Here is a 19,876-nt window from a genome sequence, read left to right on the forward strand (position 1 = left end):
CCAGCTTGTCGCTATTTCACTTTCGCAAAAATGATAACCAGGGTGTAAAGGGCGAGCGATTCGATCAGCGCCAATCCCAAAATTAAGGCGAGCTGTATGCCGGGTCGTGCCGCAGGATTACGCCCCAGCGCTTCCGCAGATGCCGCCGTGGCCTTCGCCTGGCCTAATCCGCACAAGCCAGAAGCAATGGCCATGGAAAAGCCTGCGGTGATCGCGACCCAATTGGTGGGAGAAGACGCCCCACCCTGGGCATAAGCTGGCGCAACCAGAAACAACGCGGAAAGCGCCAGGAATAAGTAACTCAAAGTACGCATGGTGGTTTTCCCTTCGTATGAATTGCCGTCAGTGGGTGGTTGACGTCATCCTCGTACAGACGCCCTCACGCTGATGGCTTGAACAACAGTGATCAGTTGCCAGTGCTCAATTGCCAGTTCCCACCGGTCGGTTGTCAGTGCCGAGAACTGAGAACTGGCAACTGAGAATTGTTCTAATGCTCCTCCGCCACCGCTCCCGCCAGATACACCGTGGTCAGCAGCACAAAGATATAAGCCTGGAGCAACGAAACTCCAATGTGCAACCCGAGAAAGAGCGCCGGAACCAGGACCGGAACCAGTGAAAAGAACACGAGCGTCACCATATCGCCGGCAAACATGTTTGCATAAAGACGAATGGTGAGTGAGAGCACGCGCGCGAGGTGACTGATGATCTCGATGGGTATCATCAGCGGCGCAAGCGCCAGCATTGGCCCGGCAAAATGTTTGAAGTAGGCAAGTCCTTGCCGCTTCACACCCTGGACGTGATAGTAGAAAAAAGCGACAAGGGCACATCCCAGAGGGACTGTGGGTACCGCGGTTGGGGACTCGAATCCAGGTATAAGACCGAGGAGGTTGGAAATCAGAATGAAGAGTCCCAGCGCAACCAGAAAGCCGGTGAAACCTTCGCTATGGTGGCCGATGATCTCGCTGCTCTGATTAGTGACGAAATCCTCGGTGCCTTCAACGATGTGCTGAAGCGCGCGGGGTTGATCAACGGAAAGTCGGCTCCGTACCAGCAAAAAAAATGCTAAAAGGAACAGCACTACCAGGAGCTGCATGGCGACCGCGTTGCTGATGGGCGCCTGAGGGTACTCAGGATGTATGCCGATGGCATTTAGCAGGGCGTCCACCGGCCCCGCGAATAGCCGATTGAGAATTTCAGTAAACCAAAGTTGCTCTGGCATGAGGAAAAAATCTGAGCTGTGGCTGAACTCGCACAGCTAATTTGATCACAAGCCGCTACGCAGAGTCACATAGAGCTCGTACCCTGCCTCGCATCCAATCGCCAAAACAGGCAAAAATAAACCCGCGAGCAGCCCATAAAGACTCGCGCGGGATATTTGGAATATAACATAGCCCCCGAGCCCCATAAAAAAGTAACGCAGCAGGAAACGCGTCACCACTCCGCTGCCTGAAACCCGCTCGCCGGAGGCAGTGGCCCGGTCGGCCAGCCCGCTGACCACGCGCTTGAGCCAATAGAAATTAACGTAGGCAATCAGGCACCCGCCGGCAAACCCGAGCGCCACCCGGCCGCCAAATCGAAGCCAACACGCCAGGCTAAGCACAGTTCCGAGAAGAAGCATGAAACGTCGAATGCGTTCAAGCGCCCCGTCGTAGAAGGTCTCGGCAGCATCGGTAGCAGTAGACGTCATTAAGTACATGATAGGGGAAGAGCGCCGGTCGTGAATGGCTGCGTCGCCGCCCCCGGCTGCCCGGGCGACCTTTGCTCGCCAGCAGAGGCGAGGGCGACGGTGCCCACGGGTTACTGCTTCTCTGACGAGATGACCGTGCGGATCAACTCAACAAATCCAGCGGCAATACCCAGCAGCAGCCCAGCGAGGTATAGCCAGCCGGTGTGGAGCCAGTGGTCGAGCGCTACGCCTATCAGCCATCCCACGAATGTGGCCGCCGGCAGGACGAACGCCAACTGGCTATAGCGTGCAAGCTGCAGCCAAAAATTTCGGTCTCCCTGTTTGTTATCCCGCTCTTCGAGTTTTGGATTTTCCGGCATGGAGCGAGGTTCGCGACGGCCCACCTCAGCGAAACAGCGCCGCAAGCGGCGTTGGCTGAGCTATATTGAGCGACCACTCCGCCACCCGAATGAAGAAGTCCGGAAACAGGCCAATTCCGACTGTAGCAAAAGCCGTGACCCAGATCGCTGTGCTCATCGCCGGGCTGAGCGAGAGCGGCCGCGAGTCTACCGGCTTGCGCATCAGCATGGCATTGGCAATGCGCATGTAGTAGTACAGCCCGAATACCGCGTACAGCACAGCCAATGCGGCCAGCTTGTAGTGGCCGGTCTCAATCAGGCTGAGAAAGATGAAGTACTTCCCGTAAAAGCCTGCCAGTGGCGGAATTCCGGCCAGCGAGAGCAGGAAGATCAGCATCAGGATGGCTTCCGCAGGAGCGCGTGTCATCAGGCCCGCGATGTCATCAATTTCGTCGCCGATTACATCGCGACGTCGTAATGAGGTGATCACCGCAAACGCGCCCAGGTTCATGAAGGTATACACCAGCAGGTACACCAGGATGCCCTTGATTCCGGTCGCGCTCGGCGTTGTGGGCGAGCCGGCGAGAAGCCCCAGGAGCATGTAGCCAACATGAGCAATCGATGAGTAAGCCAGCAGGCGCTTGAGATTATTCTGGGTAAGCGCGGCCAGGTTGGCGCCGGTCATGGTTGCAATGGCAACGAACATCAGCAGCGGCACGTAAATCGGCCGCATAGCATAGAGGCCGCTCAAGAGGATCCTCAGCAGCATCGCCCAGCCTGCCGACTTCACGGCCACGGACATGAATCCGGTAACGCTGGTGGGCGCGCCTTCATAAGCGTCCGGCGCCCACTGATGGAAGGGAATGGCGGCAATCTTGAACAGAAGTCCCGTTATGGTGGTGACGAGCGCTATGATGGCGATAGGATCGTGCGGATTCTCCCGCATGTGCGTCTGTAACCGCTCGCCGATCTGCTGCAGGTTGGTGCTTCCCGTGAGGCCATAGAAAAGAGATAGGCCGTAGGCAAAAATTCCGGATGAGAAGGCCCCTAACAGCAGATACTTCAGCGCCGCCTCATTGGAGCGCCGATCGCCGCGTAGGAATCCCACCAGCACGTAAGTGGAAATGGCCATCAGCTCCAGGCCGATAAAGATCAGCACGATGTCATATCCCGCTGCCATGCACATCATGCCGATCACGGAAAACAGGATCAGAGCATAGAACTCGCCGTGGTTCTCGCGTTCTACCTCTAGATAGTGGGCCGACATGAGGATGGCGATTGCCGCCCCGCCCAGGAACAAATAGAAAAAGTAGATAGCGAAACGGTCTACCATCAATGACCCGATGAAGCCGGTATAACTCAACACGCCTTGACCGGCCCGCATGTAGGCCAGGTGAATGCGGAGGACTGCTGCAGTGGAGAAACCCAAACCAATCATAGCGGTCCAGGCATTCGCCGACTTCCATTCTTTGGGCAACATCAGATCAATCAGGAGAATGCTCAGCGCAAAAAGGGCGAGCAGGATCATCGGCAGCGCCAACAGATAGTCGCCCGTCGAAAACCACTGCGCGATCGGCACTAGCGATTCCCTTCTACTTCAGCTGCAGTTTGGGTGTCATCCGTCGCCGGAGAACTCATCCGCGCCTGGGTTGGCTTTCCTCGCCGCGCTGCGGCCGGGACAGCCGGCGGCACAGCGGGAGCAGTCACGGCAGGAGCGTTTAGAGCCGGAGGCATGGGAGTATTGCGAGATTCCGCCGCCTTCGCCTGCACCGGAGCGGTCCCCGGATATCCTGGCCGCACTGTCTGCACCAGTTGATTCACTGGTTGTTCAAGAATCTGAAAGAACGGCTTGGGATAAAGGCCAATCCAGAACGCGGCCAGTACCAGCGGCGCGAAATAGAAGAGCTCACGTGGAGTCAGGTCGCGCAGCTTTTCATTTTTTGGGTTGGTGACCTGTCCAAAGAAGACTCGCTGGTAAAGCCACAGTAAATACGCCGCGGCCAGAATCACTCCCAGAACCGACCATGCTGCCCAGGCACGATTTTCCGTAAACGCACCCTGCAGAATTGTGAACTCGCCGATAAACCCGTTCAGCAGCGGCAGGCCCATGGAGGAGAGAAACATGATCATAGTGATGGCAGCGTAGACCGGCATTACGTTTGAAATCCCACCGTACTCGGAAATCTCTCGGGTATGACGCCGCTCGTACAGAATGCCAACGATCAAGAAGAGCGCTCCCGTCGAAATGCCGTGGTTGATCTGCTGCAGCACTGAGCCGCTCAGACCCAGCGGATTCAGCGCGAAAATTCCCAAAGTGCAAAATCCCAGGTGGCTGACTGACGAATATGCCACCAGTTTCTTCATGTCCTTCTGCATCAGCGAAACCAGCGCGCCATAGATGATGCCGACGATCGAGAGCCCGATCATCCAGGCGCGCACCTTAGGATGAGTCACAACACTGGGAAAGAACGGTAGTGAAAACCGGATAAAGCCGTACGTCCCCATTTTCAGCAGTACTCCCGCCAGGATCACCGAGCCTGCTGTAGGCGCCTCCACGTGCGCATCTGGAAGCCATGTGTGGAAGGGGAACATCGGCACCTTGATGGCAAAGCCCACAAAGAATGCCAGGAAAAGCCAGATTGCGAAATGGAACGGAATCTGCGGCGCGGTTTTATAGAGCTCGGGAATGCTGAAGGTGTACACGCCGGTGATGGTGTGGTGGTTAAAATATAGGAACAGAATTGCCAGCAGCATCAGGACCGAACCGAGCAGCGTGTACAAGAAGAACTTGATGGCGGCGTAGAGTTTGCGCGGCCCGCCCCAGATACCAATCAGCAGGTACATCGGTACCAGCATGGCTTCCCAGAAGACGAAGAACAGGAAGAAGTCGAGCGCCATAAAGACACCCAGCATGCCGGTCTGCAATATTAGAAACCAGACGTAATATTCTTTGACGCGCTCCTCGATCGCCGTCCACGAAGAGAAAATTGATATCCATCCCAATAATGTCGTGAGCATGATCAGCAGGAAGGAAATGCCGTCAATACCCAGGTAAAATCCGGCACCGATGGATGGTATCCAGTTGTTGGGCGCGCCCTCTACGAACTTCCATCCCGGCTCGAATCGCTGTGCCCAGAACCAGGGCACCAGCGGCAGCGAAACCAGGAATCCAGCCAGAGCAAAGAGGTTTGCGATCCAGCGAATGGCGGTCTTGTTCGCGCTGGGAACCAGTAACAGGAGAAACGCGCCCACCAGCGGGGTAAACAAGATGATCGAAAGAATGTGATTTTGCATGTTTAGAATCAGTTCTCAGTACCTAGTACTCAGTACCCTGTACCCAGTAACCTCGCGGGCGTGCCGCTCTCCATAAGTACTGAATACTGAGTACTGAGCCTATCTGACCGTGTACCACGCGATAAATCCCACCAGTCCAATTACCATCACGAACGCGTACCACTGCACCAAGCCCCACTGCACGAGGCGCGCGGGATACGAAAGCATGCGCGAGAGAATCGCCGGGCCGTTTACCAAAACACCATCGATGACATACTTATCCCAAAGGGTCGAGAGAATTGCGAAAGCGCGTGTCGTCCATCCCGCGCCATTCACCGTGCCGTCAATCACGTATTTGTCGAATTCTGACGAAGCCTCGCCCAAACCCATGACGCCTAACCGCACGCCCCCAAGTTTGCGGCGGCCGGTAAATAGATAGTCGTAGCCCTCATCCACGAAATACTTGTTGTAGAGGACCTGATATATCGGCGGCGCGGCATTCGCAATCGGCTCGCCGTAACCGCGGTCCGCCTGGCGATAAGCCTTCCACGCCAGAGCCCAGCCACCAGCGGCCACTCCCAACGACAAAAACATCAGAAGATACTCAGCGCCGCTGGTGTGCTCTTCTTCTTTTAATCCGGCGGTCACCTGAGCGCTTTCGCCTTCGGCGGTCATGACTCGCGCTGTCGGCGAAAACACCGGCTTCAGAAACTCGGCAAACCGGTCTGAGCCGCCCAAGCTGTGCGGCCATCCCAGGAATCCCGCAAATAGCGAGAAGAACGCCAGGATCATCAGCGGCACAGTCATTGATCGCGGCGACTCGTGGATGTGGTGCTCGACCTCGTGCTCCATGCGCGGACGGCCATGGAAGGTCAGGAACATCAGCCGGAACATGTAGAACGCTGTCATAGCCGCGGTAAACCAGCCAATGACCCACAAGAGGTGGTAAGCGTTCTTATCACGCGTCCACGCCTGCCACAGGATCTCGTCTTTCGAGAAGAAGCCGGCAAACGGGAAGATGCCGGCAATTGCCAGCGTGGCAATGAACATTGTCCAGTGTGTGACCGGAATGCGCTTATGCAGATCGCCCATGTTGCGCATGTCCTGCTCGCCACTCATGGCGTGTATCACCGAGCCGGCGCCCAGGAATAACAACGCCTTGAAGAAGGCGTGGGTAAATACGTGGAACACGCCGGCCGCGAATGCGCCCACGCCGAGCGCCAGGAACATGTATCCCAGCTGCGACACCGTGGAATAAGCCAGCACGCGCTTGATGTCGTTCTGCACCAAGCCTATGGAGGCGGCGAAAACCGCGGTCAGCGCGCCGACGATGGCCACGACTTTCATCGACTCCGGCGCCAGAACAAATAGCGCATTCGAGCGCGCCACCATGTACACGCCTGCGGTCACCATGGTGGCGGCGTGGATCAGCGCGGAGACCGGCGTTGGCCCTTCCATGGCATCCGGCAACCAGACATAAAGCGGCAGCTGTGCCGACTTGCCGCAGGCGCCCACGAAAAGCAAAAGCGTAGCGGCGGTGATCACGCCATCGCCGATCGCAAACTGGCCGCTGCGGGCAAGGGCTGTCACGGTGGTGAATCGCACCGAGCCGAAATACCAGGCGATGGTGAACATGCCGAGAAGGAAGCCGGCGTCGCCGATGCGGTTAACGATAAAGGCTTTGTTGGCGGCTGTGCTGGCGGAATGGCGGTGAAAGAAAAATCCAATCAGCAAGTAAGAGCAGAGACCCACACCTTCCCAGCCAACGAACAGGACGGCGTAGTTGTTCCCCAGAATGAGAGTGAGCATGGAGAACATGAATAGATTCAGGTAGCCGAAGAAGCGATAATAGCCGCCTTCATGCGTCATGTAGCCGACCGAATAAATATGGATCAGCATTCCAACGCCGGTCACAAACAGCAGCCAAATAGAAGAGAGCTGGTCGAGCAGGAATCCAGCTTCGGCCTTAAACTCGGCCGGGCGGCCGTCGCGCATCGCGTACGTGAGGTGGCCGGTGTCGCTGCCCAGCCAGGTGTACATCACTTTTTCGAAGGGAGCACCGTTGTGGTTCTGCGCAAAGCTGGTGTATTGCCAGACGGCACCGCAAGCCAGAAGGAACGCGATCACTACCGCGCCCACGCAGATAGTGCTGACCACTGGCTTGGGCAGTTTCCAGCCGAAGAAAAACATCAGCGCGGCGCCGAGCGCCGGCACCAGCGGAATGATCCAGATGTGTTCCAGAAAGAACATTTAGACCCAGTTTTCAGTTTCTAGTTCGATTGTTAGTTCTTAGCCGCCAGCTTCAAGTTCTTAGTTTCTAGTTCTGAGCTGCAAACGGCCATTCAGAGCCTGCTCGAAACTTGCAACTAAAACCCTGAACCGGAAACTTGAACCTGCCTTCTACCACTTGAGCAAATTCACCTGGTCCACATTTACCGTTTCTTTGTTGCGGAAGAAAGCAATCAAAATGCCCAGGCCGACCGCCGCCTCTGCCGCGGCGTCAGTAATTACGAAAATTGCAAACACCTGCCCGTGCAGACCATACAACCGGGAGAATGCCACCAGGTTCAGGTTTACCGCATTCAAGATCAGCTCAATGGACATCAACACGATCACCACGTTGCGCCGCGTGAGCACACCAATCGTGCCCAGCACGAAGAGCGCTGCAGCGGTGATCAAGTAGTGCAATGTTGTGATCGGTACCATAAATCAGTTGCCAGTGGCCGGTGCTCTCAGATTCTCTTTTTGGCCATCACCACCGCGCCGATAATTGCCACCAGCAGCAGCAGCGATGCAATCTCAAACGGCAGCATGTAATTGCCGTACAGCCATACCGCAACTTGCTGTGTATTCAATTGTTCCGGCAGCTCCATCATGCGGTCCGGAAAAACCGACTGGCTACGAGTGAAGGCAAACACAAACAACACCCCCAGCGCGGTAGTCGCCACAATTCCCACCAGCCACTGCTTATTAAATTGCGCCTCTCGTTGCGATTTCTCGATGCTGACCAGCATGATCACGAACAGGAACAGCACCATAATGCCGCCGGCATAAAGGATCACCTGCACGCCAGCAACAAAGGGGGCATAAAGCATCAGGTAGAGTCCCGCCAGCGCCAGCAAGGTAAAAATCAGCGCCAGGGCGGAGTGCACCGGATTCTTGCGCGTAATCACCAGAATCCCGCTGATGATCGCCAGGCCGGAAAGAAAATAAAAAAAGAAAGTAGTGGCCACCGGCGTCATGCCAGCACCCCCACAATGGCGGTCAGGACCAGCACGCCCAACCCGAGAGGCAGCATGACCTTCCACCCCAGCTTCATGAGCTGGTCAAAGCGATAGCGAGGAAAAGTGCCGCGATACCAGATATAGAGGTACATGAAGACGGACACCTTGGCGACAAACCAGTAAATATCCTGAACGCGATCGCGCACCGGCGGGGCCAGCAGCAACAGTCCGATCGCGCCCAGCAGCGCGCCAAAGGCAGCCAGGCCTGCTGTCTGGATTTTGAACAGCGGGTGTTTGGGCATGCGCTTGGTACCGATAAATGCGAACAGAGCAAGGGCAAAAAATGTAAGCGCCGGCACTAGCGAAAATGCGAGATCCAATGCGCCGCCGAGCGGTTTGGGCTGCTCCCAAAATCCCGGGATCGTCACCTGCGGCCCGTGCCAACTAGAGAACGGCCTCAACCATCCTCCCAGCCATAGTGTGACCGCAATTGATGAGACCGCAATCATGGCCGCGTACTCCGCAAGAAAGAAGAGCGACCAGCGGAAACCACTGTACTCGGTGTGGAATCCGGCGACCAGCTCAGACTCGGCCTCGGGCAGGTCAAACGGAGCACGGTTCGTCTCCGCAACCATCGCCACCGCAAAGACGAAGAGGGCGATCAGCCCCAAGGGAAAAAACTTAAAGACGAACCATGCGCCTTGGGCCTGCTGCGCCTGCACAATTCCGATCATGCTCAACGTGCCTACGCCATTCGCACTGGTGCCAGCGTTATACAGTCCCCAGCCGTTGAACGAGGTCATCAGGATCGCCGATACCACGGCTAGTCCCATGGCAATTTCGTAGGAAACCATTTGCGCACTGGAACGCAGCGAACCCATCAGCGGGTAATGCGAGTTGGACGCCCAGCCCGCCATGATGATCCCGAGCACGCCGAGAGATGACACTCCCAGCATGAACAGCACGCCGATGTTCATGTCCGTGACGGCGTGCGTCGGCCCGAAGGGGATCACAATAAAGACGGTGAACGCGGTGATCACCACCGTCACCGGCGCCAGCCAGAACACAATCTTGTCGGCCTGGTCGGGCATGATGTCTTCTTTAATAAGGAGCTTCAACGCGTCAGCGATCGGCTGCAACAATCCATGGGGGCCCACCCGCATGGGACCGAGGCGCACTTGCATGTGCGCCAGCACCTTGCGCTCCAGCCAGTTCATGGCGATGACGGCAACAGAGATCCCGAGAAAGATGAGCAGGATGTAGATCAGGGCCCAAATGTAGTTCCCTGCTTGCCCAGGTGTGACATTCGAGTTGAGGTAGCTGGTGATGTACTCCAGCATCAGCGATCCACCTCGCCCAGGACAATGTCGATGGTGCCGATCACAGCGACGACGTCGGCGACCATCTGTCCTTGTACCATCTTCTCCAGCGCCTGCAGGTTCACAAATGAAGGCGGCCGAACCCGCACCCGATAAGGCTGCGTGGAACCGTCACTCACGATAAAGTAGCCGAGCTCGCCTTTGGGTGACTCAATAGAGTGGTAAATCTCTCCCACCGGGGGCTTCATCACCTTGGGAATCTTGGCCATGATCGGCCCTTCTGGAATCCTGTCCACAGCTTGGCTGACTATGCGCAATGACTGTCGCATCTCGGCGATCCGCACCAGGTACCGGTCGTAGGTATCGCCATTCGTGCCAATGGGAATATCGAACTCAAGCTCACTGTAGGCGGCGTAAGGCATGGCTTTGCGGATGTCCCACTGAATGCCGCTGGCACGCAGCACCGGCCCGGTGACGCCCAAGTCAATGCAATCTTTGCCCGAAATTACACCCACGCCGCGAGTGCGCTCCAGCCAAATACGATTCGTAGTAAGCAGTTCCTCGTACTCGTCAATCTTTGGAGTTACGAAATCAACAAACTTTTTCACCTCGCGCTCAAAACCCTCGTATGTTTCGTAGAGGCAGCCGCCGATGCGGAAGGCGTGCGTCGTCAGCCTGGCGCCACAGTATTTCTCAAAAATCTTCAGGATCTCTTCGCGGTCACGAAATGTGTAAAACAATGGCGTGATGGCACCGATATCAAGGGCATGGGTTCCCAGCCAGAGCATGTGGCTCGCAAGCCGGTTGAGCTCGGTGAGGATGACGCGAATGTACCGCGCCCGCGGCGGCGCTTCTACGTTCAGCAGCTTTTCGACGGCTTCGCAATATCCCAGCCCGTTCGAGACCGCGGCCACGTAGTCCATCCGGTCCACGTAGGGGTTGAACATGGTGTAGGTGCGGTGCTCGGCAATCTTCTCCACCCCGCGATGCAGGTAGCCAATCACGCACTCGGTACCGCGAACTTTTTCACCATCCAGCTTGAGGATGACGCGCAGCACACCATGGGTGGAAGGGTGCTGCGGCCCCATGTTCAAAATAAGCTCGTTGGCGTCGAGAAAAGTATGCTCGGCGGCTTCGCCGAGTTCCAGGTGGGAAGGAGGTGTGGTGGAGGGGGAGTCGCTCATTGCCCGCTCTCGATACCCAAGTTGATCTTTACCCATTCCTGGTCCTGCTGGATGATTCCGTAATCTTTGCGGAGCGGATATCCTTTCCAGCCCTCCGGCAGCAGAATGCGACGCAGATCGGGGTGGCCATCGAAGGTGATTCCGAACATGTCGAACACTTCCCTCTCCAGCCAGTTGGCCGCACTCCAGATGGTGACCACACTGGGCGCGCTCTCGCTTTCGGTGATTTGGGTTTTTACCCGAATGCGCTGGTTGCGCGCGAAAGAATAAAGAATCCATACCACGTCGAATTGCTGCTCGCGCTGCGGGTAGTGAACTGCAGTGACGTCCACCAGATAATCAAACTCATCTTCGTCTCGCAGGGCGAGCAGGACGTCATAAGCGATAGTCCGCTCGACGACTATGTAATCTTGTCCGAGGTAGGTGCTTGCCTCGTGAATACCCGACACGTGGCGCTGCTTCAGCCTCGTCACAAGTTCTGAATTCCACGGCACTGGGACTGGCCCAGTGGGCTTGGGAGGCGCAGCAGCCGCAGGCGGCGGGGAAGGGACATTGCCCTTAGGTTCGTCAGGCATACCGGTGCCGATTTGCTGGGTTCAAGCGGCTGAGACTCGACGAAAAGTACCCTAACTTTTAGCAGCGTAAGTGGCCAAGTGTCAACGGACAGACTGATCGGCTTACACCCACTCGAGCGCGCCCTTCTTCCAAATCCAGATATAACCGACCACCAGGATGCCGATGAAGATGCCCATCTCCAGGAGGCCGAACTTGCCTAGAGCTTTGTTCAGCACTGCCCAAGGCAGCAAGAAGATGGTTTCCACGTCGAAGATCACGAACAGGATGGCCACAATATAAAAACGAACGGTATAACGGCCACGGGCGTTGTCCACCGGATCAATGCCACACTCGTAAGGCATGAGCTTGGCTTTCTCCGGATTCTCCGGCCGGACAAGCTTGGCGATGACCAGAGTCACCGCGGGTATGGCGAAGGCAACCACAATAAATATGAAGATCGGAACGTAATTCGAGGGCATAGGTTACGGGTCTCTGCCGCTTAATTCAGAGCAGCCCACTATACCGCCTATCGGGCGCGAGATTCAACGTGCGCGCCAAAATGGTGTAGCGCGCGCACTCCTGCCCGCGAACATCTGGCAGACAAGAGTGTCCGCCCTACAAATGCAATCCATTTATAATCCCCTCCCGTGGCACTCGACGAAAAAATCTACGAACTGCGCAGGCAGAAGCTGCAACAGATCGAAGCCCTGGGGCAGGAAGCTTATCCGCGCAAGTTCGAGTTCACGCAGACCATTCCACAAATCCTGAAGCAATACGGGACAACCACCGCAGAGGAACTTGAAAAACAACGCGTGGATGCAAGTGTTGCTGGCCGCATCATGGCGATACGTCTGATGGGCAAGGCAGGCTTCGCCCACTTGCAGCAAGGCGGAGAGCGGCTGCAGATCTACGTCAAGAAAGATGCGGTAGGCGAGAAGGGTTTCGAGCTATACAAGCTGCTCGATCTCGGCGACCACATCGGGGTGCGGGGATACCTGTTCCGAACCCGTACGGGCGAGCTCAGCATCCATGTGGACGAAATTACATTCTTGGCGAAGGACCTGTTGCCCCTGCCGGAGAAATGGCACGGACTCACGGATGTCGAGTTGCGCTATCGCCAGCGCTACCTCGATCTGATCATGAACTCGGAGGTGCGTGAGGTATTCCTGAAGCGTAGCAAGCTGGTGCAATCTTTGCGACGAACGCTTGAGTCGCGCGGCTACGTAGAAGTGGAAACACCGATGATGCAGCCCATTGCGGGCGGCGCGGTGGCCAAGCCCTTCGTCACTCATCACAACACGCTCGATCTGGACCTGTACCTGCGCATCGCGCCCGAGCTCTACCTGAAGCGGCTGACTGTCGGCGGCCTGGATCGGGTCTACGAGATCAACCGCAATTTTCGCAATGAGGGCCTGGGCTGGCGCTGGAATCCCGAGTTCACCATGCTGGAATTCTATGAAGCTTACGCCGACTACCGTGTGGTGATGCAGTTCACCGAAGAGTTGATCGAGCAAGCGGCGCGCGATGTGACCGGCGGGACCAAGGTCAATTTCGGCGATTCGGAACTGGATTTCGACCGCTCGCGCTGGCAGCGGCTTACCATGCGCGAGGCGATTATCAAGTATTGGCCGGAAGCGGCCGGGGCCAAGCCTCAGGTTGCGGATTTTGCAAAGTCCGAAAACGTCGCTGCTATGGTACAGCGTTTTAATTCAGTCCACACTCACATGGCCTATGATCCCGCTGCGCCACTCGGCAGAACTATTGCCGACCTTTTTGAAGCGGTGGCAGAGGAGCACCTCGTCCAGCCGACCACGATTTACGAATTCCCTGCCGCCATATCGCCCCTCTCCAAGAACAAAGCCGATGAACCGGAGTGGGTGGAACGTTTCGAGATTTTCGCCGGCGGCATGGAGATCGCCAATGGCTTCAGCGAGCTGAACGATCCCGAGGAGCAGCGCCGCCGCTTTGACCAACAACTGCGGGAGCGAGAGCGCGGCGACGAGGAAGCTCACCGCATGGACGAGGATTACATACGCGCCCTCTCCTTCGGACTTCCTCCCACGGGTGGCGTTGGACTCGGCGTTGACCGCCTGACCATGTTGCTGACGAACTCGCCAACCATCCGAGATGTGATTTTGTTCCCTCTGCTCCGCCCGGAGCAGCAGGAAGAGGCAGAGCAGGCGGTGTCGTCCAAGACAGAGAAGAGTGGGTAGATTCCAGAACTGAAGTTTGGGAAGAGTGGTACGCACTCCTGGCGTCTATAAATTGCGTAGGCACAGGCGCCCTCGCCCGTGCTGGCGAGCGCAGCTCGACCGTAAATCTCGCCCCCCAAATGGGCCTATCCAGGCAAATCCATTGGTCGTAAGTGACTTCGGGTTGAATGACCCCAGGACTAGTCCCCGAGTAACTCCTTAGAATGATTACCAATGGCTGGTTTTCACAGCCTGCTGGTTTGACCCCGCCATCCTCAAGCTCTTAATATTCAAAGTGGAGCGAACATTTTGGCCAGTTCAACCGAAGCAAACGACAGCTGCAAACGGGAAATTGAAGTTGAAGTTCCGGCCGATGTTGTCACTCGACAGACTGAGACCCTGATCCAGAAATATCAGAAATTGGCTCGCCTTCCCGGTTTCCGTCGTGGCCACGTGCCTGCCACCATCATCCGCCAGCGTTTTGCTGAAGACCTGAAGAGCGAAGTGGTTGAGGCCCTTGTGCCGCAATACTTCCGCCAGGAGACACAGAAGCAGGGACTGCATCCGGTATCTCAGCCTCGGGTGACGGACCTTCATATCCAGGAGGGCGAGCCGCTGCGTTTCAAAGCAAGCTTTGAAGTGCTGCCCGAACTAGAAGTCTCCGGCTACAAGGAGATGAGGGTCGAAAAACCGGATGTGGCGGTTTCCGACGAAGAAGTTGAAACCGCGCTGAACAATGTTCGCGAGCAGCAGGCCAGTTTTACTCCGGTTGAGGGTCGTCCGCTGGAGGAAGGCGACTTTGCTCAGGTGTCGTTCGACGGCGTGCCTAAAGAATCCGACGCTAAACCCATGCATGTAGATGATGTGCTGGTGGAAATCGGTGGCGGTAGCACGGTGAAAGAGTTTTCAGAGAATCTGCGCGGTGCTTCTGCGGGTGAACAACGTTCCTTCGAGGTCTCATATCCACAGGATTTTGGGGACGAGCGCCTGGCCGGCAAAACTTTTACCTACAACGTCACGGTACAAGGAATAAAGAAGAAGAACCTTCCCGAGCTGAACGACGAGTTCGCTAAGCAAGTAGGCGAGTTCGCCAGCGTTGATGAGCTCAGGCAGAAGATTCGGGAGCGCCTGGAGGCCGACAAGAAACATAGCGCCGAGCACGAGGCCAAGGAAAAGCTGGTTGATGAGCTGGTCCGCCGCCACGAATTTCAAGTTCCAGAAGCCTTAGTGGAACGGCAGATTGACGTGAGGCTCGATCGCGGGCTGCGGGCCCTGGCGGCGCAGGGGATGCGCACCGAGGACATGAAGAAGATGGATTTTGCCCGGCTGCGGGCCGGTCAAAGGGATCGGGCGCTCAGCGAGGTAAAGGCGTCTTTGTTGCTGGAGAGGATCGCGGAGGCCGAGCACATAGAGGTCATCGATGCGGAAGTTGACGCGGAACTAGAGGCCATCGCACGTCAGGCAAAACAACCGGTAGAGAGCGTGCGAGCACGTTTGACACGTGATGGGGCCCTCGATAGAATCCGAATTAGACTCCGCAACGAGAAGACCCTCGAATTTCTATATCGTCAGTCCGCCTGAAAAAGGGGCGGGCTTTTGAATTTTCCCCCAACTTGCCCGGATGTGCTGGGCAGAAGTGTGGAAGGTGCAAGTGAAAGACCCACAAATGATGTTAGTGCCCATGGTCATCGAGCAGACCGGGCGAGGCGAGCGCGCTTATGACATCTATTCCCGCCTGCTGCGGGACAATATTATTTTTATTGGCACGCCGATTGATGACAATGTCGCGAACCTGGTGATCGCGCAGATGCTGTTTTTGGCGCAGGAGGACCCGGAAAAGGACGTGCAACTCTACATCAACTCCCCGGGAGGCTCGATCACCGCGGGCATGGCTATTTACGACACTATGCAGTACATCAAGAATGACGTGATGACCTTGTGTGTGGGGCAGGCAGCGAGTATGGCAGCCCTGTTGCTCTCTGCCGGATCGCCCAAGAAACGCCTCGCACTACCCAACTCACGCATTCTGATCCATCAGCCGTCGATGGGGGGTCTCTCAGGGCAGGCAACCGATATTGATATTCACGCTCGCGAGATCCTGCGTATGCGTGAGATTACCAACCAGTTGCTGGCAAAACACACTGGTCAGAAGCTGGACAAGGTGGAGAAGGATGTTGAGCGCGACTTCATCATGAATGCGCAGCAGGGTAAAGAGTATGGAATCATAGACGATATCATTTACAAGACCAGATAAGAGTTAAGATCGGTTCTCCGAGGGGCTTCTCGGTTGAGGTCTCAAGGCGAACCAAGCACTTTCCGGACTGGCTGATATCGTTAACCGGAGAGCTGCCAGGGAGGCAAGAAGTACGTGAAAACCAGGTCGGGTTCCGACGAGATTTTGCGCTGCTCGTTCTGCCACAAGTCGCAGGATGCTGTGGCCAAGCTGATTTCATCGCCCAGTGACTATCCCCGGGCGTATATATGCGACGAGTGTGTGGCGGTGTGCAACTCCATCCTGGAAGACGACCGCACTGAGACCCATGCGGCTGCTGCCAGCCCCAATCACCTGCCCAAGCCGCAAGAGGTGAAGGCGTTTCTGGATCAGTACGTGATTGGCCAGGAACAGACCAAGAAGAAGCTGGCGGTCGCGGTTTACAACCACTACAAACGCATCTATATGAATCGCCAGCGCAACAGTGAAGTTGAGCTGGCCAAGTCGAATATCCTGCTGATAGGGCCCACCGGTACCGGTAAGACCCTGCTCGCTCAAACATTAGCCAAGATGTTGGACGTGCCGTTCGCCATCGTGGACGCCACTACCCTGACCGAAGCCGGGTACGTGGGCGAGGATGTGGAAAACATCATCCTTAAGTTGCTGCAGGCGGCAGATGGCGATGTAGGCCGTGCCCAGACAGGAATCATCTACATAGATGAGGTGGACAAGATTGGGCGCAAGGACGAGAACCCCTCGATAACCCGCGATGTGTCTGGAGAGGGTGTGCAACAGGCCCTGCTCAAGATCTTGGAAGGAACCATAGCCAATGTTCCTCCTCAGGGTGGCCGCAAGCACCCCCATCAGGAATTCACACCGGTGGATACCACGAATATTCTGTTTATCTGCGGCGGGGCTTTCGTGGGCCTGGAAAAGATTATCGGCCGAAGGGCCGGCAAGAAGGCTATGGGATTCAAGAGTGACCAGGAGCCTGAGCCCGAGATAGCGCCAGCCAAACGGGATACCGAGTTACTCACCCAGACCCAGCCACAGGACCTGATCAAGTTCGGCCTGATTCCCGAATTTGTGGGCCGCATGCCTGTTGTGGGCGTACTCGACAACCTGGATGAGGAAGCTCTAATCGAAATTCTTACCAAGCCCAAGAACGCGATCGTGAAGCAGTATCAGCGGCTGTTCGAGTTCGAGAATGTGCGACTCCGGTTCAGTGACGACGCTTTGCGGGCCATCTCTCGGGAAGCCATGAACCGCAAAGTCGGGGCCCGTGGCTTGCGTATGATATTAGAAGAATTAATGTTGGAGTTGATGTACCATCTGCCCGGTCAGAAACGAGTGAAGGATTTCGAAGTTACACGTGAGATGGTGGAGAAACGCGATGTCTCCATTGCCATGATGGAAAAGGCAGGGTAGCTGAGCAGCATCTAAGACCCTAGAATGAAAGGATCCGAACCCAAGGTGACGACCAGCCGCGAGAAGTTTGAGAGCAGAAAGCTACCCATGATGCCCATTCGGGACGTGGTCATCTTCCCGTACATGATGACCCCGTTCGTGGTGGGCCGCGAGTCCAGCGTCCGCGCCTTAGAAGAGGCGCTTGCGGCCGACAAGAAGATCTTTCTTGCTACCCAGCACGATGCCAGCGTAGACGAGCCCAAAGCGAATGAGATTTACCAGGTAGGGACGGTCGTCAATATCGTACAGAGCCTCAAGCTTCCTGACGGCAATATCAAAGTGCTGGTAGAGGGCATCGAGCGCGGCAAAATCCTACAAATCACCGACACTGAAGGTTACATGCAGGCCAGCGTCCGCCTGGCGCGTTACACCGCCGAGGTTAATCCGCAGATGGAAACTGGCATGCAGCGGGTCACCTCCCTCTTCGAGCAGTATGTGAAGCTCTGCCAGTCACTGAATTACGAAACCATGATCGCAGCGGTGCGCATGGAAGATCCGGCCAAGCTGACGGATACCATCGCCGCCAACCTTCAGCTCTCTATCGAGGAAAAGCAGGAGCTTCTGGAGATTTTCGATCCCGCCGAGCGCCTGAACCGCATTGCCGATGTGCTGGACATCGAGATCGAAAAACTGAACATGGACCGCACCATCCAATCGCGCGTAAAGCGGCAGATGGAGCGGGCGCAAAAAGAGTACTACCTGAACGAGAAGATTAAGGCCATCCAGAAGGAATTAGGCCGGGGCGAGAAGAGCGAGTTTGACGAGCTCAAGAAGAAAGTTGATGCCGCCGGGATGCCCAAGGAAGTTCACGACAAGGCGCTTCAGGAGCTCAAGAAACTGGAAGCCATGCCCCCTATGTCGGCCGAGTCCACGGTCTCGCGTAATTACCTGGATTGGCTGCTGGCAGTGCCATGGAAGAAGCGCTCCAAAGAAATTCGCAACATTTCGCGTGCCGAGAAAGTGCTCAACGAAGATCATTATGGTCTGGAGAAAATCAAAGAACGCATCCTTGAGTTTCTCGCCGTCCGGCAACTGGTCAAGAATCCCAAGGGATCGATTTTGTGCTTTGTTGGACCTCCGGGAGTAGGCAAGACGTCCCTGGGAATGTCCATCGCCAAGGCCACGGGACGGAAGTTCGTGCGCATGTCTCTGGGTGGAGTACGCGATGAAGCTGAAATCCGTGGTCATCGCCGCACCTACATTGGCGCCTTACCAGGTCAGATTATTCAGATGATGAAGAAGGCGGGTACGAAGAACCCGGTCTTCATGCTGGACGAAGTGGACAAGATGTCCATGGACTTCCGCGGCGACCCCTCGTCGGCGCTGCTGGAGGTACTCGACCCGGAACAGAATTTCATGTTCGTGGACCATTATCTCGATGTGGAATACGATCTTTCCCAGGTCTTCTTCATCGCTACCGCCAACGTCATGCATACGATTCCGCCAGCCCTTCAGGATCGTATGGAGGTGTTGCGGCTGCACGGTTACACCGAACCAGAGAAAATGGAGATCGCCAAGCAGTTCCTGGTTCGCAAGCAGCGCGAGCAGGCCGGATTGACGGAAAAGAACATCACCTTCACGGACGACGCTCTTACCAACGTGATTCGTCACTATACCCGCGAAGCCGGTGTGCGCAATCTGGAGCGCGAAATCGGCAACATCGGCCGCAAAGTGGCCCGCAAAGTAGTGAAAGAGGGTCTCGACTACCGCATCAGCATTGATGGCGACAATGTAGGGGACTTCCTCGGGGTCGCCAAGTTCCGCGACACCGCGGTCCACGAGCGCAACGAAGTCGGACTAGTGAATGGGCTCGCTTGGACCGAAGTGGGCGGTTCCATCCTTAGCACCGAAGTGACGGTAGTTGATGGCAAGGGCAAGCTTCTGCTCACCGGCAAATTAGGCGACGTAATGCAAGAGTCGGCCCAGGCCGCCATGTCGTACATTCGCTCGCGTGCCGCCCGTCTCGGACTGCCCCGCGAGTTCTACCGCAACCTCGACATTCACGTGCACGTCCCTGAAGGCGCCATCCCCAAGGATGGGCCATCGGCCGGCATCACCATCGCTACCGCAATTGCCAGTGCGCTCAGCGGTATCCCAGTGCGGCGCGATCTGGCCATGACCGGGGAAATTACGCTGCGCGGCAAAGTTCTTCCTATCGGCGGCTTGAAAGAAAAGTTGCTGGCAGCACATCGCGCCGGGTTGTTTGAAGTCCTTCTTCCCAAGGACAACGAAAAAGACCTGCCGGATGTACCCGAAAACCTGCGCAAGGCCATGAAGCTCAAGTTTGTGGATGCCATGGACCAAGTCCTGCAGCTGGCTCTGGAGCGGCCACTACCAGAAATTGGGGTTACCGGGGATCAGACCATGGCGCCGATTCCGCCTGAGCCGCCAAGTACGACCGCCCACCAGTAAGCAGCAGGGGCCC

At 56.4% G+C, this 19,876-nt stretch carries 18 protein-coding genes; 5 read left to right on the forward strand and 13 right to left on the reverse strand.

Annotated features, from left to right (window positions below; all coding sequences use genetic code 11):
• Positions 1 to 11 precede the first annotated feature (11 nt).
• From VFA76_10125 to ndhC, 13 genes are all read right to left on the reverse strand, one after another.
• On the reverse strand, positions 12 to 314 hold the full coding sequence (locus tag VFA76_10125) for an ATP synthase F0 subunit C (protein HZR32191.1): 303 nt from the start codon (positions 312 to 314) through the stop codon (positions 12 to 14).
• 173 nt (positions 315 to 487) lie between these two features.
• Positions 488 to 1,219: a F0F1 ATP synthase subunit A gene (atpB, locus tag VFA76_10130; protein ID HZR32192.1), complete on the reverse strand. Its 732-nt coding sequence runs from the start codon at positions 1,217 to 1,219 to the stop codon at positions 488 to 490.
• 45 nt (positions 1,220 to 1,264) lie between these two features.
• Positions 1,265 to 1,687 (reverse strand): ATP synthase subunit I, encoded by a 423-nt coding sequence (locus tag VFA76_10135; GenBank protein HZR32193.1) that lies wholly within the window; start codon positions 1,685 to 1,687, stop codon positions 1,265 to 1,267.
• Between the two features lie 110 nt (positions 1,688 to 1,797).
• The gene (locus VFA76_10140; GenBank protein HZR32194.1) at positions 1,798 to 2,046 is read right to left on the reverse strand and encodes an AtpZ/AtpI family protein; all 249 of its coding nucleotides are present in this window, start codon (positions 2,044 to 2,046) and stop codon (positions 1,798 to 1,800) included.
• 25 nt (positions 2,047 to 2,071) lie between these two features.
• On the reverse strand, positions 2,072 to 3,604 hold the full coding sequence (locus tag VFA76_10145) for an NADH-quinone oxidoreductase subunit N (GenBank protein HZR32195.1): 1,533 nt from the start codon (positions 3,602 to 3,604) through the stop codon (positions 2,072 to 2,074).
• Positions 3,604 to 5,319 (reverse strand): NADH-quinone oxidoreductase subunit M, encoded by a 1,716-nt coding sequence (locus VFA76_10150; GenBank protein ID HZR32196.1) that lies wholly within the window; start codon positions 5,317 to 5,319, stop codon positions 3,604 to 3,606. Before VFA76_10150 ends, VFA76_10145 begins: the two co-directional genes overlap by 1 nt.
• A 99-nt stretch (positions 5,320 to 5,418) precedes the next feature.
• On the reverse strand, positions 5,419 to 7,548 hold the full coding sequence (nuoL, locus tag VFA76_10155; GenBank protein HZR32197.1) for an NADH-quinone oxidoreductase subunit L: 2,130 nt from the start codon (positions 7,546 to 7,548) through the stop codon (positions 5,419 to 5,421).
• 150 nt (positions 7,549 to 7,698) lie between these two features.
• The gene (gene nuoK / locus VFA76_10160; GenBank protein HZR32198.1) at positions 7,699 to 8,004 is read right to left on the reverse strand and encodes an NADH-quinone oxidoreductase subunit NuoK; all 306 of its coding nucleotides are present in this window, start codon (positions 8,002 to 8,004) and stop codon (positions 7,699 to 7,701) included.
• Between the two features lie 26 nt (positions 8,005 to 8,030).
• Positions 8,031 to 8,540, reverse strand: a complete 510-nt coding sequence (locus VFA76_10165) for an NADH-quinone oxidoreductase subunit J (GenBank protein HZR32199.1) — start codon at positions 8,538 to 8,540, stop codon at positions 8,031 to 8,033.
• Positions 8,537 to 9,862: a complex I subunit 1 family protein gene (locus VFA76_10170; protein HZR32200.1), complete on the reverse strand. Its 1,326-nt coding sequence runs from the start codon at positions 9,860 to 9,862 to the stop codon at positions 8,537 to 8,539. Before VFA76_10170 ends, VFA76_10165 begins: the two co-directional genes overlap by 4 nt.
• Entirely contained in the window at positions 9,862 to 11,025 is a 1,164-nt protein-coding gene (locus tag VFA76_10175; protein ID HZR32201.1) for an NADH-quinone oxidoreductase subunit D, read from the reverse strand. The genes VFA76_10170 and VFA76_10175 overlap by 1 nt, the downstream gene beginning before the upstream one ends.
• Complete coding sequence (locus tag VFA76_10180; protein ID HZR32202.1) at positions 11,022 to 11,498, reverse strand: NADH-quinone oxidoreductase subunit C; 477 nt, start codon at positions 11,496 to 11,498, stop codon at positions 11,022 to 11,024. Before VFA76_10180 ends, VFA76_10175 begins: the two co-directional genes overlap by 4 nt.
• A gap of 204 nt (positions 11,499 to 11,702) precedes the next feature.
• Positions 11,703 to 12,059 (reverse strand): NADH-quinone oxidoreductase subunit A, encoded by a 357-nt coding sequence (gene ndhC, locus VFA76_10185; protein HZR32203.1) that lies wholly within the window; start codon positions 12,057 to 12,059, stop codon positions 11,703 to 11,705.
• 168 nt (positions 12,060 to 12,227) lie between these two features.
• On the opposite strand from ndhC, the gene lysS reads away from it, so the two are divergent.
• The 5 genes from lysS (at position 12,228) to lon (ending at position 19,863) form a co-directional block, all read left to right on the forward strand.
• A complete protein-coding gene (gene lysS / locus VFA76_10190; GenBank protein ID HZR32204.1) occupies positions 12,228 to 13,793 on the forward strand; it encodes a lysine--tRNA ligase in 1,566 nt (521 codons plus the stop codon).
• Positions 13,794 to 14,081: 288 nt separating this feature from the next.
• Positions 14,082 to 15,353, forward strand: coding sequence for a trigger factor (tig, locus tag VFA76_10195; protein ID HZR32205.1), 1,272 nt, complete (start codon positions 14,082 to 14,084; stop codon positions 15,351 to 15,353).
• A gap of 85 nt (positions 15,354 to 15,438) precedes the next feature.
• A complete protein-coding gene (gene clpP, locus VFA76_10200; protein ID HZR32206.1) occupies positions 15,439 to 16,026 on the forward strand; it encodes an ATP-dependent Clp endopeptidase proteolytic subunit ClpP in 588 nt (195 codons plus the stop codon).
• A gap of 114 nt (positions 16,027 to 16,140) precedes the next feature.
• Positions 16,141 to 17,412: an ATP-dependent Clp protease ATP-binding subunit ClpX gene (gene clpX / locus VFA76_10205; protein ID HZR32207.1), complete on the forward strand. Its 1,272-nt coding sequence runs from the start codon at positions 16,141 to 16,143 to the stop codon at positions 17,410 to 17,412.
• Positions 17,413 to 17,436: 24 nt separating this feature from the next.
• Positions 17,437 to 19,863, forward strand: a complete 2,427-nt coding sequence (lon, locus tag VFA76_10210) for an endopeptidase La (GenBank protein ID HZR32208.1) — start codon at positions 17,437 to 17,439, stop codon at positions 19,861 to 19,863.
• The last annotated feature ends 13 nt before the right edge of the window (positions 19,864 to 19,876 follow it).

Source organism: Terriglobales bacterium (assembly GCA_035651655.1).
Classification (GTDB): domain Bacteria; phylum Acidobacteriota; class Terriglobia; order Terriglobales; family Acidobacteriaceae; genus DASRFG01.

What these genes read in the sequence shown, in the direction of transcription:
- VFA76_10125 (HZR32191.1), bottom strand. Translation starts at nt 314, where the DNA reads ATGCGTACTTTGAGTTACTTATTCCTGGCGCTTTCCGCGTTGTTTCTG.
- atpB (HZR32192.1), bottom strand. Translation starts at nt 1,219, where the DNA reads ATGCCAGAGCAACTTTGGTTTACTGAAATTCTCAATCGGCTATTCGCG.
- VFA76_10135 (HZR32193.1), bottom strand. Translation starts at nt 1,687, where the DNA reads ATGACGTCTACTGCTACCGATGCTGCCGAGACCTTCTACGACGGGGCG.
- VFA76_10140 (HZR32194.1), bottom strand. Translation starts at nt 2,046, where the DNA reads ATGCCGGAAAATCCAAAACTCGAAGAGCGGGATAACAAACAGGGAGAC.
- VFA76_10150 (HZR32196.1), bottom strand. Translation starts at nt 5,319, where the DNA reads ATGCAAAATCACATTCTTTCGATCATCTTGTTTACCCCGCTGGTGGGC.
- nuoL (HZR32197.1), bottom strand. Translation starts at nt 7,548, where the DNA reads ATGTTCTTTCTGGAACACATCTGGATCATTCCGCTGGTGCCGGCGCTC.
- nuoK (HZR32198.1), bottom strand. Translation starts at nt 8,004, where the DNA reads ATGGTACCGATCACAACATTGCACTACTTGATCACCGCTGCAGCGCTC.
- VFA76_10165 (HZR32199.1), bottom strand. Translation starts at nt 8,540, where the DNA reads ATGACGCCGGTGGCCACTACTTTCTTTTTTTATTTTCTTTCCGGCCTG.
- VFA76_10170 (HZR32200.1), bottom strand. Translation starts at nt 9,862, where the DNA reads ATGCTGGAGTACATCACCAGCTACCTCAACTCGAATGTCACACCTGGG.
- VFA76_10175 (HZR32201.1), bottom strand. Translation starts at nt 11,025, where the DNA reads ATGAGCGACTCCCCCTCCACCACACCTCCTTCCCACCTGGAACTCGGC.
- ndhC (HZR32203.1), bottom strand. Translation starts at nt 12,059, where the DNA reads ATGCCCTCGAATTACGTTCCGATCTTCATATTTATTGTGGTTGCCTTC.
- clpP (HZR32206.1), top strand. Translation starts at nt 15,439, where the DNA reads ATGATGTTAGTGCCCATGGTCATCGAGCAGACCGGGCGAGGCGAGCGC.
- lon (HZR32208.1), top strand. Translation starts at nt 17,437, where the DNA reads ATGAAAGGATCCGAACCCAAGGTGACGACCAGCCGCGAGAAGTTTGAG.